The organism is Roseburia sp. AF20-18LB (genome assembly GCF_003461185.1).
GTDB classification, from domain to species: Bacteria; Bacillota; Clostridia; order Lachnospirales; family Lachnospiraceae; genus Roseburia_C; species Roseburia_C amylophila.
In genome coordinates this window covers 1-14,076 of record NZ_QTWP01000002.1, presented here as the reverse complement: position 1 = coordinate 14,076, position 14,076 = coordinate 1, and the positions used below count along the sequence as shown (strand labels likewise).

Below are 14,076 nucleotides of genomic sequence, written 5' to 3'. Positions count from 1 at the left end.
ATGGAACATGGAAATATGCTTGCTATTGTAGGAAGCCCCGGTAGCGGCAAGACCACTCTTGCGGTAAAGCTGGCGGCAGAAATAGCGAAGAAAAAGAAAAATGTGGTTGTGGTATGCAGTGACCCATTTGTGCCTTCTGTGCCGTTCCTGCTTCCTATGGATACGGAGCAGGAGGTTTCATTGGGTGCGCTTCTGACGGCTCCGTCATTGACACAAAACAAGATACTGGAAGCCTGTGTGCCTGTCACTGCAAATGAATATATCAGTCTGCTAGGGTACAGGATGGGGGAAAACCTGATGTCCTATCCAAAGGTTACAAGAGAGAGGGCTGTGGAATTTCTTGTATGCCTGCGGCATCTGGCTGATTATGTGATTTTGGACTGTACTTCTGTCTTTGAAGCGGATGTGTTTTCCATTCTTGCCATGGAGATGGCAGACCGGGTACTGCGTGTGGGAACTTCCAATCTGCGGGGAATATCCTACTTCAAATCCCATGCGGGTATGCTGGAAGGCCGCGCAGACAATGGAAAATATATAAGTGCCATCGGGAACTTTAAGACCGGGCAGGAATGGGAAGCAGCCGCAGGACAGTATGGCGGAGTAGGCTTTGTATTCCCGTATGTGGCGGAACTGGAGAAACAGTATGATGAGGCAAGTCTGTGGAATGGGTTGACTTCCAAGGAAGCTGGTCCTTTTCAGACGGAGGTCAAAAAAGTTCTGGTTGAGGTCTTTGGACTGTATGAGACAAAACAGGGTGAAAACAAGCCGGGGGCAGAGAAAAAGAAACTGGTAGTGCGCAGCCCCTTTGTCTGGAAAAACAAGGGAGAATTTTAAGCAGGAGGAAAAGAATTGCAGGAAATATTAAACATACATGAAACTGCCGGGATGTTAAACAAAAGTGTGGTATACCGCACTTTTCCGGAAGTATTGAAGGATGTGCAGGAGTACATATCCAAGAACTTTGCTTCCGTGCTTCGTGACAACCCGGACGAGAACCGGGAACTGATTGAATCCTATATCGGGAAATATCTGGAACAGAGCAACGTGGGTGTAGAGGGAATGGAGCAGACAGAACTCTGCGATCTTCTTTATGGGGAGATGACAGGCTTTTCTTTCCTGACACGTTATCTGTACCGGGATGATGTGGAGGAAATCAATATCAACCAGTGGCGGGATGTCAAGATTACTTATTCTACCGGCGAGATTATCCCGGCAAAGGAGCATTTTAACAGTGCCGGTCATGCGGTCGATGTTATCCGAAGGCTCCTGCATAAGTCAGGCATGATTTTTGACAATGCACAGACTATTGTGGTGGGACATTTGAATAACAAGATCCGTATCACGGTTATGGGCGATGGTGTCATTGATAAGGAAAAAGGGCTGGCAGTGTCTATCCGTATTGTAAATCCGAGGAAGCTGACAAAAGGGCAGTTTGTAGGTTTTGGAACTGCCACAGGGGAAATGCTGGATCTGCTTTCCATGTGCTTTACCCATGGTGTATCCATGTGCATAACAGGGGCGACTTCTTCGGGAAAGACTACGCTGATGAGCTGGATATTGGGTGAAGTGCCGTACAGCAAGCGTATTGTTACCATAGAGCAGGGATGCCGTGAGTTTGATCTGACTGCCGTTGACGAGGAAGGAAATGTGCTGAATAACGTGGTGCATCTGGTGACAAGGTTTTCTGATGATCCGAGACAGAATATTGACATGGTAAAGCTGCTGGAAACCACCCTTACCATCAATCCGGATTGTATCGCAGTAGCGGAGATGAAGGGCGGGGAGAGTATGCAGGCTATCAATGCCGCCAATACCGGGCATTCCGTGATTACCACTATTCACGCCAATTCCTGCGAAGATACCTATTACCGTATGGTTACGCTGTGCAAGCAGGAACAGCCGGGGATGGATGATGCCACGCTGCAGAACCTTGCCACAAAAGCATTTCCGATTGTGGCATTTGCAAAAAGGCTGGAGGACAATTCCCGAAGGATTATGGAGATAACGGAATGTGAGACATTGCAGGACGGAAGGAAGAAGATGCGTACCCTGTACAGGTTCAATATTACAGACAATATCATTGTAGAGGGAAAGCCCAAGATTATAGGACATTATGAGAAGGTGGAGAATCTTTCGGAAGGCTTGCAAAAGCGGCTCCGTGAGAACGGACTGCCTTTAAAGATGCAGGAGCAACTTTTGGCGAAGCGTTAGGAAGTGCCGGATATGCGGCGTATGGAATGTGAAGATTATGAAGAATTACTGGAAGAAATGGAGGTATGACCTATGACATTACTTGTGACCATTGCCTTTATCATGGCAGTGGCGGGATGTTTTATCATGCTGGAGCTGTCACCGTTTGCGTTTTTGGAGGGCTTATCGGGGTATTTAAGACCCAAAAATCACAGCATGAAGAACCGGATCAAAGAAAGTAAAAAGAAGAAAGAGCCGAAAGGACTGAAACTGTTGTTTGAAGAAGTAAAGGAAATCTTGCGGCTGACCGGGAAAAGCGAACAGTTTATCATGCTGTGCGTGCTTGCCATGATTTTATTCGTGTTGGGCGTGATGATTGCCCTTACCATGAATAACGTGCTGATGGTGCCGGTGCTGGCAGTGGGCTTTGCACTTTTACCGTTTTATTATGTGAAATTTACGGCATCCAAGCATAAGAAGCAGATCAATACGGAGCTGGAAACGGCTTTATCCATGATTACCACCAGTTACCTGCGGAACAAGAATACCATTATTCGGGCAATCGAGGAAAATCTGCCCTACTTAAATCCGCCGGTATCGGAAGTGTTCCGGAACTTTCTCATGGAGGCGAAACTAATCAATTCCAACACAGCGGAAGCTTTGGAAGGATTGAAAAAGGGGATGGATAATGCGGTATTCCATGAGTGGGTGGATGCAGTGGTTGCCTGTCAGGATGATTACAACCTGAAGAACACCCTGCCGCCCATTGTGTCGAAGCTGTCGGATATGCGTGTGGTGTCATCGGAACTTGATCTGCTGATTTATGAACCGGTAAAGGAGTACATCACTATGATCATCCTGCTTTTAGGAAGCATCCCCCTGCTTTACTTTCTGAATAAGGACTGGTATGAGACACTGATGTTTACCGGCTTTGGAAAGGTGCTGCTTGCCATCAGCGGAACAGTGGTATTTATATCCGTGGCGGCAGTATCAAAACATATCAGACCCATTGAGTATAAGAGGTAGGAGGAAAACAATATATGCAGAACATGATTTTACTGCTCTTTGCCGTGTTTTTTACGGCAGGGAGCTATTTTATTCTTGCGGAAGTCTTTAAAGTACCCACTTACCGCACCAGCCGGGCAATCCTGACCGTGGGGAAAAAGCAGAAGAAGCAGGCGAGAAGTTCGGATGCCTTTATCATGGAATTATCCAGCAAAATCGCCCGCTTCCTGCCCATAGATGAGTATAAAAAGCGTAAGCTGGCGGCAACGCTTCGTTCCGCAGAAATTCCAATGACTCCGGAACTGTATATGGCTCAGGTCTATGTAAAGGCAGGGCTAATATTCGTTTGTATCATACCCTGTCTGCTAACGGTTCCGCTTTTATTTCCCGTCTTTCTGGTTTTGGGGATAGGGACATTCTTTTCCGAGAGCGGAAAAGCGGAAAAAATGGTAAAAAAGCGGAGAGAAGAAATCGAGTTTGAACTGCCGAGGTTTGTAGCGACCATTACGCAGGAGCTGATGGCAAGCCGTGACATCCTTTCCATGCTGGAGACTTACCAGAAGAATGCAGGCCCGGCACTAAGGAATGAACTTGCCATTACTACGGCTGATATGCGGACGGGTAACTACGAAGCGGCACTTACCAGACTGGAAGCAAGGGTATCAAGTGCTATGCTTTCCGATGTGGTAAGGGGATTAATCGGGTGCATCCGGGGAGATGACGGCGTAACCTTCTTCCGTATGCTGTCCCATGACATGAAGCAGCTTGAAGTACAGAGACTGAAACGGCTTGCCATGGAGCGGCCGCCGAAAATCAGGAGATATTCTTTCTTACTGCTGGCCTGTATGCTTCTGATTTATATGGGAGTTATGGGTTATCAGATACTCGGAACAATGTCGGGAATGTTTTAGGAGGAGCAGCCATGAAAAGAAGAATAAGAGATGTGTGCCGAAACCGCAGGGGAGAGGGGTACATTGATGTTGCAATCGGGATCTTTTGTCTGATGCTGGTAGTGGCTCTTGCCATGACATTGTTTCCGGTCTTTATGAAGAAACAGCAGCTTGATTCCTTTGCGGATGAGATTGTCAGGCAGGCAGAAATCGTGGGGAGTACGGATGTGTCCGGCAGGATTGCACAGTTAAAGCAGGAAACGGGACTTGATCCGCAGATACAGTGGGACTGTGATTATTACAGCGGGAATAAGGTGCAGTTAAACGGAGACATCCAAGTGACACTGACGCAGAGGGTGGATATCGGTTTCTTTGTGTTTGGTTCCTTTCCCATTGAACTGAAAGCGAGGGCAAGCGGAAAGAGTGAAGTCTATTATAAGTGACGGAGGCAGGCATGGGAAAACTGAAAAAAATGATAAAGGATAAAAAAGGTATGTCCTATCCGCTTACGGTGGCGTTGGTGCTGGCATTGCTGATTGCGTTGTGTGTGCTGGCAGAGTTCTTCCGGCTTTCCATTATCGCCTATGGGGTACGGAATGCCTTGCAGGAATCCGTTATATCCGTGGCGACCACCAACTATAATGAGGTCTATGACGGACTCAGGGAGGGGTACAGTGGCGGCTACTTTATGACAGGGGACTGCTGGGAGGAAACACTGGATTACGGAGATGTGTATACCCGGCTTGACCGCCTGCTTGGTACGAACCCTGATGGAGCGTATCATGTGAAATGGCAGGGAAATGGATATGAATACCGGGTAACGGATTTGAATGTATCAATCAGCAATGCACCCTTTGCACCGGGTAACGCCAGCCAGAATTTTGAAGCGGATGTTTCGGTGCAGTTGGAGATACCTTTATCTTTCGGATGGGAGGCTCTGCCGCCTGTCGGTATGACGATCAGAGCAAAAGCTGCCTATATGCCCAAGTTTTGAAAAACAATAGACAGGAGTGCAGGCATTATGGTAGATTGAAGAAAAAGTTTCTGATCTGCCGGGAAATGTCTGGACGCATTCAAAAGTCTATTGTATGATGGAGTTGGATAAAAGTAGGACAGCATTTGCCGTAAAAGTGATTTTATGGAAAGTGAGGTCTTTTAGATGAAAAAAGAATATGATAAGAAAAAGAAACTGGTGATTTTTATACTTACAGCAGTGGCGGTATGCCTTGCTGGAGGGTTGTGTTTCTATCTGGTAAAGATTGGAACGCCGAAAGAGCCGGAAAAGGAGCCTGTGAAGCAGACCACCGAGCAGATGGAAGTGACTGTTCCTGAAATTGATATTACCAAGGAGCCAGAGGCTCTGGAAGAAACCAAGTCGGAAGCAGCCGAAAGCAGCGGACAGGAAACAGAGCAGCCGGAAAGCAGTGAGTCGGAAACAGTAGACATCCATACAGGAAGTGAACAGGGCGGGGATGACAGTGGGAAGTCCCAGACCAAGGAGGATGCCCAGCCCCCGGCAGAGAAACCGGAGGTCAAGGATACGGATGCAACCGAGAATCCGGAGCAGCCGCCCCAGTATGAGCCGGAGGTGACGGAACCGGAACAGAAGCCGGAAGAACCGGCAGGGGGTAGCACCAACGACAGCGGGCAGGTATTTGTTCCGGGCTATGGATATGTAGACCAGCCGGGCGCACCGCAGGGAGAGTCCGCAGGTTCTGACGGAGACTGGAACAAGCAGATCGGTGACATGAATTAAATATGGAATGAGTATCGGAGCATGGCAGATGTCATGCTCCTTTTTCGCGCGGACTTTTCTAAAAAGTCTGAAAGGAGGCAATTTGAAAAAAACACTGTTGGCAGTATTTTTGCTGATTATCATGCTGCTGTCCAGTACGCTGACCGCCTATGCAGAGGGAAACGGAAACGTGGATGGTGGTGGAGGGGGACTGAATCAGGGAACGAAAGCCTATAACTGGCCGGGCAACTCTTATCAGGGGGTGCGTGTAACGGTGGTAGATGCAGAGTCCGGCGGGATTGTGGCGGGCTCCATGGACTTTACCAATAAGAACCTGTCGTCTGTTGCAGGCAATATGTTCAGTTTTGGAAAAGTCAGCAAGATGCAGTACCGCAATGGAGCAGCGTTGACATTACAGACATCGGGCTATACTTACTATACACCTGATAACCCCATGCCCCAGATTATATCCAGCAATAGTAGTAAGGCGAGTATCGCACAGATCAAGAGGTACTTCTGTTCGGAAGGGGCGGCATCCATGGTAGCAGGAAAGGCGGGCATAGATGTGGTAACACTTACAAATGGTTCCTATAAACTGGTGATTGAACCGGTTATCTATCTAATCTATAACAATCTTTATTTTGCCATGACGACCACCGAGGCCGGGCTTTATAACCGGATGGTGGGCGGAGATTTAGGCGCACATTTTCCCACAGTAGTCATGAAGAACCTGGCTCTTGCGTTGTTTTTGGAGAAGGCAGATTTAGGTTTTCCGGCTTATACCGGCTCAAAGACTACGGCAAGGTCAACGGATGAAATGATACAGACGCTGGGTATCGGTATCATCAGCTACAAGGGCGCACCGCCCACGGAAGCGGAGTACGATGCAGTATATCGGATTGATACGGATGTGATTACTTCCACAACGCTGTCAACCACGGGTGAGATCAACAACGATGCCAAGGCAACCGTGACCTTTTCCATAGGCGGCAGGAGCTATCAGATGTCCGGTGTGGTTATCCCGGAAAACGGGAGTCAGCTTGTGTGGGTAAAATGGCATACACCGTCCGAACCTTGTGAGATTACCATAAACATATCCACAAATAAGGGAAGACTTGCGACTACCACCATCCGGGCAAACGTGGTGGACTTAAATGAGAACCCGCCACCGGATCCCATGGCAGATGACCGTTACAATGGTTACAGCAGACCGTCCTTACCAGCAGGGCAGAATGTGACGAGCCTAAGCTGGGGTATCTGGCGGTGCTGGTGGCACGCTAACTGGGTATGGGTATCTGACTGGGACTGGGAGAGTGGAAGCCATAGCTCCAGTTGTCCGGCGGGCTGTACTTCCAGTCACGGGCATTGGGTAGACAATGGAGAGTGGGAGGATCAGGGCTGGTATGATTATGCCTTAGACACCTATTCGGCATCCTTGTCCACAGCCATGCGTATCACTCCGGATGAAAAGAACCCCACTGCATCAGGAAGCACGTTGAAATCAGGCTATGGCATCAACATGACAGCCACGGCGGATATGCGTTCCGGTGCACCTGCAAGCCATATCACGCAGGTACAGACCTGTGTAGCCTATTTCCCGGAATTTCACTATACCGATTACTGGAGACTGCTGGAGCCGACAAGTCCGGGATATTCTGCACAGTTTGAGTTTCAGAGGAATGAATACAGTACCTATAACAGAAGAACACATTTTACACCGGTCTGGTTCCCGGACGGGAACTATACCGTATATGCACAGGTCATTGACGCATGGACACCAGCGGGGATGCTGCAGATGCACTTGAACGACACTCTGACGATCCATGACAATCTGTTTTCAGACTGGCATGTGCGGCCATTAAATTAAATAGAAATCGGAGGAAGAAATGGAAAGTCTTTTATTTCCCATTATCATGCTTGCCGTCACCCTGATAGGTGGCGGCATTTTGCTTTTATTTTTGAAAACCAGTAAAAAAACCCCGCAGACGGATGCAGGCAGTGCGGCCATGCAGACAGCACAGCAGTTCATCAATGTCAAGGACATCCGGGATAAGTACCTGTATACCCGTGGCGGGATGGTATTTATCTATCTGCGGATCCATGCTATCAGCATTGACTTATACAGCAAGTCGGAAAAGAATGTGCTGATTAAGACACTGACAGCAGAGCTTTCCGACATCCAGTACCCGTTCAAGTTCATGGCGTTATCCCGTCCGGTGGATATTTCCCCGCTGATAACGGAGATGAGTGAGATGTTAAAGGAAGCGGAGGACAAAAGAAAAGAGCTGCTCCGTCAGGAAATCGTGCAGATGGGCGGTTTTGCCCTGTCTGGAGAGATTGTGGAAAGACAGTTTTATATCGCATTGTGGGAGAAGCAGGAGGAGGGCATTGAGCGTGACCTGTTAAAACGGGCATCTTTGCTTTGCGAGAAATTCGCAACCGGCGGCGTGGCCTGCGACATTTTGACGGAAAAAGAGATCGTCAGGCTGATTAACCTTGTAAACAATCCGTCTTATACTCATCTGGAGGATGCGGAAACGGCGGCAAGTATACCCATGTTGAAGGGAGTGATGTAATGAGACATACAGTGCAGATGGTGGAACAGGCACCGGTAAATAATGCCCTGTTGAACGTAGTGACGCCTATGGGGCTGTCTTTTGAAAAGAACCGTCTTTCCATCGGGGAGAACATCGGAAAGGCTTATGGTATCATCCGGTACCCACAGAAAGTGGATGTGGAGTGGCTTTCAAAGCTGACGAACATTCCAAGCACCTTAGTATCTATTGGCTTCAAGCCGGTGGATAACGGAACACTTATCAATGCCATATCAAGAAGTGTGGTACAGCAGAGAGGGCTTGCAGACGGAGCAAAGGATCCCCTGTCAAGACAGCGGGCAGAAAAGGCCGCAGAGGACGGGGAGAAGATCATCATGCAGATTGACAGGGAGGGCGAGACAGTCGGGCTGATGAGTGTGGAGGTTATGCCCGTAGCGAGGGAGGAAAAAGAGTTCAAGAAAGCCTGCCGCCGTGCGGAGAGCGTAGCCAGTGTAATGAAATGCAAGATGCGGGCAATTCCAAATTTGCAGAAAGAGGCTTTTATGCACTTATCGCCCACATTTCCGAATCATGCCAAGATGGAGAGCATCCTGCAAAAAGTCGTTCCCTTTTCCACCTTTGTGGGCGGATTTCCTTTTGCCAGCAGCGGCTTCAATGACGGGGAAGGCTATTACTTTGCCAAAGATAGAAACGGCGGTCTGGTAATTGTAGACACATGGAAGCGTGGCGGGGACAGAACCAACAGCAACTTTTGTGTCATGGGTAATTCCGGCGTGGGAAAGTCCACGGCGATCAAACACATCCTGTTATCCGAGTATATGAAAGGGACACGCATTATCGTCATTGATCCGGAATCGGAATACAGGGATTTATGCCAGAACTTAAACGGGGACTGGATTAACGCAGTAGGCGGCTCCAAGGGAATGATTAATCCCCTTCAGGTCAGACCGTCACCGAGGGATGACGAGGACGAGAAAGAAGAACTTCGGCTGTACCGGGATGAGGGCTACGGCATGAATGACCTTGCTCTGCACATGAAGAATCTGGAGATTTTCTTCAGCCTTTACATTCCGTCCCTGACGGATATGCAGAAAGCAGTTTTAAAAAAGTGTCTGGTGGAGCTGTACCAGAAGTTTCACATCACATGGGACACGGATGTTACTAAACTGAAACCGCAGGACTTCCCGATTTTTTCCGACCTCTATGCACTGGTGCAGGAAAAGACAAAAACGGAAAAGGAAAATCAGGTCTACACCGACCTTGCCATGCTGCTGTACGACATAGCAGAGGGAGCAGACAGCTTTATCTGGAATGGGCATACTACCGTTTCCGGCAATTCCCGGTTTACTGTCATGGACACCCATGCCTTGCAGGAAACCGGGGATAACATCAAGCGTACCCAGTATTTTAACATCCTGACCTATGACTGGGAGCAGATGAGCCGTGACAGGGAGGAACGTGTGCTGCTGATCTGTGACGAGGCATATCTGATGATTGACCGATCAGTACCGCAGTCCTTGGTATATCTCCGTAACGTGATGAAACGTGCCAGAAAGTATGAGGCGGCACTGGGTATCATTTCCCACAGCCTTGTGGACTTCCTGCATGAGAGCATCAAGCAGTATGGGCAGGCATTGCTTGACATCCCGTGTTATAAGATTTTGATGGGAACGGATGGAAAGAACCTGAAAGAGACCGCAGACCTTTACGACCTGACGGAAGCGGAGAAGGAGCTTCTCTTGGCGAGAAAGAGGGGACACGCCTTGTTTATGGCAGGAGCGAAGCGGCTTCATATCCAGTTCGATATACCGGAGTACAAATTCAACTATATGGGGAAAGGCGGCGGACGATAACAAGTCCGCCTTTTGAAAGGAGGCGCAAAGATGGCAGATCCGATTTTAGTGAAGTTGCTGGCAGAGGCAGCTTTACAGGCTGCGAAAGACAAGGAAAGCAGGAACAGACTGCTTGCGATTATCTTAGGTCCTGTCATTTTCTTTCTGCTATTGGTGGCGCTCACTATGTATCTTGCCACAAGTCCCTTTTCAGCTCTCTCCGAATGGCTGGTGGGGGATGAAGCTGCCGCTGTGGATGAGTTTCAGAAGGACTATGGATATAACAATGATTCCGGTATCTTTGAGAGGGATTTCAAGGAGGCAGACGGACAGGAGTATGACGAGGATATTCTGCTTGGCAGGGAAGGAGAAACGCAGGTCGTTTATTACAATCAGTTGGACGAGCGTTGGGCAGATGAACCATACGGACAGGACAAGATCGGCACCCATGGCTGCGGTCCTACCAGCATGAGTATTGTGGTATCTACACTGACAGGCACAAACGTGGATCCGGTAGAGATGGCACAGTGGTCCTATGAGAACGGCTATTACTGCCCGGGCGGAGGTTCCTATCACAGTCTGATACCAAAGGCTGCAGAACACCGGGGGCTTTCTGTGGATATGAACCTTGACGGAGAGAATGTGGCAGATGCCCTTGCCGAGGGAAAGCTGGTAGTTGCCATTATGTCAAAGGGACATTTCACAAAAAGCGGACATTTCATAGTGCTGCGGGGAATCACTGCGGATGGAAAGGTTCTGGTGGCGGATCCTGCCAGTCTGAAGCGGAGCAATCAGGAGTGGGACTTGTCCCTCATTTTGGAGGAAGCGAGAAAGCGGGTAGGTGCAGGCGGTCCGTTCTGGGCTATTTCAAACTAAAAAGGAGGCGAGAGGAAATGATTTTATATTTATCATCCCAGCAGCACACCAATCTGCTGGACTTTCTGGCAGAGAAAGAGGATGCCCTGCCGGTTAAGAAAATGACGGGAAATTTTATGCTGAAGCAGTTTGTTATTTACGATATGCGGAATTTTTCACACTGCACGGAGCTGGTGTTAGACCGCATTGCCTTTGGGGATGAGGACAGGGACTTTGCCCAGGCCATCGAGGAATTTCTGACCATGTATAATGCCAGGATCACGGTCATCTGTGAGGGGTTAAAAGAGAGCGATCCGTTATGCAGGGCATTGCTGGATGCAGGAGTGGGAAATATTGTCACGAATGTGGAAATCAGAGGGATGCAGGAGGAAATAAGGCAGTCTCTAAGCAGTCAGGGTATGACGAGATATGCCCCAAAGGAGAGGAAAAAACTGAAAGTGCAGGGAGCGCATTATCATTTCATGGCAGATGGTGTCAGAATTGCCATGATAAGCTCTCAGAGCCGTATCGGTACGACTACCATGGCGTTGGGCTTTGCTGCGTGGCTTGGAAGCGTAGGAGCAAGTGTGGCCTATGTGGAGAAGAATACCAGCGGCATCATTCACTATCTGTCGGATGCTTATGAGATGGATGAGGAAGCAGGAGGGTATCGCTTGGAAAAAATGTGGTATGGCACACAGACACCGGATGCAGGGTTTCACTTTCTGCTTGAGGACTATGGAGCAGGCAGACTGGATGCGGATGCAGATATCCTGCTTCTTATCTGCGGTACAAAGCCCTATGAGATCGTGCATACCATGAAACTCCTTAAGCAGTATGAAACAAAAGCAGCCTTTGTATTGTGTCCTTTTGTGGAATCAGCTTTGCAGGACACCTATGTGGAGGCATTTCAGACAGACTATCATAAGGTATTCTTCTTGGAATACCAGCCGGACTGCATGAATGGCAGTCCCAACGCAAAGATTTATAAGACCATCATTGAAAGATATATCGCCGGGGAGTGATTCCCCGGCTTCTTCATAGAGAGAAGTTAAAATGAAACGATAGAGTATATAAAAATGAGAGAAGTGAGGTAACGAGCATGAACCAGTTTGAAATGAAGCAGAGAGCATATCAGTCGAATTTAAAAAGCAGAGCATTACAGGTACTTTTGTACCTGATTGACAGGGCAAACAAGGAGCAGATCTGTTTCCCGGCGGTGCCGACCATCGGCAGGGAATTGCACATCAGCATCTCTACGGTCAAACGTGCCATGCGTGAACTAGTGGAAGCGGGGTATGTGACAAAAGAGAGCCGGTTCCGCGAGGGGAATAGAGGCCAGACCTCGAATCTTTATACTTTATATTTTCCGGAAGAAAAAAATATGTTGGAGAACGATGCAGTACAGGAGAAGCCAGAGCAGCTTCAAAAGGAACAATCAGGACAGACAGATAGGGAGGCTGTTGTCATGCCAACAGCCTGTGCTGAGTTTGAAGGGCAGGATGGTGATAATATAGAAAATATCAGTGTGACAGGCACTGTGGAAGATAGAAATGTATTGGAGAATATTTCAGAAAATAAATGCGGGCTGCTAGGATTGATAAAGGGTTACATGAAGAAAAGAAACAGTGTAAAGTCGGATGATTACGAAGATATGGACTGGGCTGGGGAGAAAGTCTACTATGATAGGAAAAAAATTGATATAATCAAAGTATTGTTGCAAAATGGCAGGAGAATCCTTGTTCGTATCTTTCAGTGGCCGGGGGAGGGGTTCAATCTGATACCACCTTGAACTTTCAGTTTAACCAAAATCTAAAAAGTGAAAAAGAAGTATTATAGGGGAGTCAAAAATATATAGTAAACAATAGAATAAGAGCAATTGGTAACTATGATATAATACATAAAGGTGTTATGCTTATTTTGGCCACTGTAAACTTTGTGCAGATTGTATTGCTTTAAGGAGATTTTATATGAATAAGTACGAAGAACTTATAAAAATTTTTTCTAATGTTCTAAAAAAATCGGTGGATTATCGCATTGCATATATACATGGTGTAGGCTATGCATCTGTGATAGGGTTATATAAAAAAAGTGAGAACTTGAATATATCAATGAAAATTGAAGAAGTGTTTGAAACACCAGAAGAAATGGCAGATAGTTTATTGCAAAATTGGAGATGGCAGTGGTTATATGAGAATAGAAAAAGTTTAAGAAAAAAAGATTATGAAAGCATATGTAATCTTGATAATGATATTCCCATGTCATTAAAAAAAGAATATATGAATTGTATACATAATTTTCAAGAAAAAATATGTATCGTTTTACACAGTGGTGATTAAATCTATTTATACAGTATGTGTCCAATAAAAGAAGTAGCATATATAAAAAGAAATACAATTGCTTGAAGGAACATATACTTTGCATTATTGGTAACGATAAAAAGGATAGCAATTACAAAGGTAAATACTATCGTTAAATATGTTCTTTTTGCAAAAATAGTATTATCATGTGAATTTACTTTTCTGTTGGGATGGTTAACTGGTCCTATTATTAGGATTAAGATGGCGCAAAATGCATACAGCACAAAGGAAATAAATAGTGGTATGGTAAAATATTTTACAGACAAAAGAGTAAAAAGCAAAATTAAACATGATCCAATAAAACAAGCAAAGTAAGTTTTTAGATGCAGGCCACCTCCAAATGAACGTAGTGGAATAAATAATAGGAAGAAAAAAAGACATTCTGGAAGCATGTGTAAAAGTAACGCAAGAAAAAGACTACAAATTGTACTGACTGACACTTCTAAAAAGCACTGAAAACCATATTGATATATTTCATATGCTTCAGTGTCTATAAGCCCTTTTTTTAAAATATAATTTGCTAATTTTGCTGATAAATATTCCATAGACTATTCTCCTTTTTGATGATTATATAGTGGTTATTAATAAAAAGATTTATTATGTTGAAAATAAAATACAGCTCGTCATTTTTCCTGTATAGATCCATACATAATT

15 protein-coding genes are annotated in these 14,076 nt (G+C 46.6%); 14 read left to right on the top strand and 1 reads right to left on the bottom strand.

The genetic code is table 11. From position 1 onward, the window contains the following. The 14 genes from DWX65_RS04825 to DWX65_RS04760 all read left to right on the top strand — a co-directional run bounded on the left by DWX65_RS04825 (window position 1) and on the right by DWX65_RS04760 (window position 13,401). Entirely contained in the window at window positions 1-834 is an 834-nt protein-coding gene (locus DWX65_RS04825; protein WP_158564698.1) for an ATP-binding protein, read from the top strand. A gap of 15 nt (window positions 835-849) precedes the next feature. Next, the gene (locus DWX65_RS04820) at window positions 850-2,211 is read left to right on the top strand and encodes a CpaF/VirB11 family protein (protein WP_242997810.1); all 1,362 of its coding nucleotides are present in this window, start codon (window positions 850-852) and stop codon (window positions 2,209-2,211) included. 72 nt (window positions 2,212-2,283) lie between these two features. Continuing rightward, the gene (locus DWX65_RS04815) at window positions 2,284-3,216 is read left to right on the top strand and encodes a type II secretion system F family protein (RefSeq protein WP_118172931.1); all 933 of its coding nucleotides are present in this window, start codon (window positions 2,284-2,286) and stop codon (window positions 3,214-3,216) included. Window positions 3,217-3,230: 14 nt separating this feature from the next. Continuing rightward, window positions 3,231-4,106 carry a secretion protein F gene (locus DWX65_RS04810; RefSeq protein ID WP_118172930.1) on the top strand — a complete coding sequence of 292 codons (876 nt, stop codon included), beginning with the start codon at window positions 3,231-3,233 and terminating at the stop codon, window positions 4,104-4,106. Between the two features lie 11 nt (window positions 4,107-4,117). After that, the gene (locus DWX65_RS04805) at window positions 4,118-4,528 is read left to right on the top strand and encodes a DUF4320 family protein (RefSeq protein ID WP_118172929.1); all 411 of its coding nucleotides are present in this window, start codon (window positions 4,118-4,120) and stop codon (window positions 4,526-4,528) included. Window positions 4,529-4,539: 11 nt separating this feature from the next. Further along, window positions 4,540-5,079 carry a hypothetical protein gene (locus DWX65_RS04800; RefSeq protein WP_118172928.1) on the top strand — a complete coding sequence of 180 codons (540 nt, stop codon included), beginning with the start codon at window positions 4,540-4,542 and terminating at the stop codon, window positions 5,077-5,079. 165 nt (window positions 5,080-5,244) lie between these two features. Beyond that, window positions 5,245-5,841, top strand: coding sequence for a DUF6550 family protein (locus tag DWX65_RS04795; RefSeq protein ID WP_118172927.1), 597 nt, complete (start codon window positions 5,245-5,247; stop codon window positions 5,839-5,841). Between the two features lie 82 nt (window positions 5,842-5,923). Beyond that, window positions 5,924-7,687, top strand: a complete 1,764-nt coding sequence (locus tag DWX65_RS04790; RefSeq protein ID WP_242997809.1) for a hypothetical protein — start codon at window positions 5,924-5,926, stop codon at window positions 7,685-7,687. A gap of 19 nt (window positions 7,688-7,706) precedes the next feature. Then, complete coding sequence (locus tag DWX65_RS04785) at window positions 7,707-8,396, top strand: hypothetical protein (protein ID WP_118172926.1); 690 nt, start codon at window positions 7,707-7,709, stop codon at window positions 8,394-8,396. After that, window positions 8,396-10,228 carry a VirB4 family type IV secretion system protein gene (locus tag DWX65_RS04780; protein WP_199535030.1) on the top strand — a complete coding sequence of 611 codons (1,833 nt, stop codon included), beginning with the start codon at window positions 8,396-8,398 and terminating at the stop codon, window positions 10,226-10,228. The genes DWX65_RS04785 and DWX65_RS04780 overlap by 1 nt, the downstream gene beginning before the upstream one ends. Window positions 10,229-10,258: 30 nt before the next feature. Beyond that, a complete protein-coding gene (locus tag DWX65_RS04775) occupies window positions 10,259-11,083 on the top strand; it encodes a C39 family peptidase (RefSeq protein ID WP_118172925.1) in 825 nt (274 codons plus the stop codon). Window positions 11,084-11,100: 17 nt separating this feature from the next. After that, entirely contained in the window at window positions 11,101-12,087 is a 987-nt protein-coding gene (locus DWX65_RS04770) for a hypothetical protein (RefSeq protein WP_118172924.1), read from the top strand. 77 nt (window positions 12,088-12,164) lie between these two features. Further along, window positions 12,165-12,854 carry a helix-turn-helix domain-containing protein gene (locus DWX65_RS04765; RefSeq protein ID WP_118172923.1) on the top strand — a complete coding sequence of 230 codons (690 nt, stop codon included), beginning with the start codon at window positions 12,165-12,167 and terminating at the stop codon, window positions 12,852-12,854. A gap of 178 nt (window positions 12,855-13,032) precedes the next feature. Beyond that, window positions 13,033-13,401, top strand: a complete 369-nt coding sequence (locus DWX65_RS04760; RefSeq protein WP_118172922.1) for a hypothetical protein — start codon at window positions 13,033-13,035, stop codon at window positions 13,399-13,401. Window positions 13,402-13,403: 2 nt separating this feature from the next. On the opposite strand, the gene DWX65_RS04755 is transcribed toward DWX65_RS04760, so the two are convergent. After that, window positions 13,404-13,967, bottom strand: coding sequence for an accessory gene regulator B family protein (locus tag DWX65_RS04755; RefSeq protein ID WP_118172921.1), 564 nt, complete (start codon window positions 13,965-13,967; stop codon window positions 13,404-13,406). Window positions 13,968-14,076: the final 109 nt, after the last annotated feature.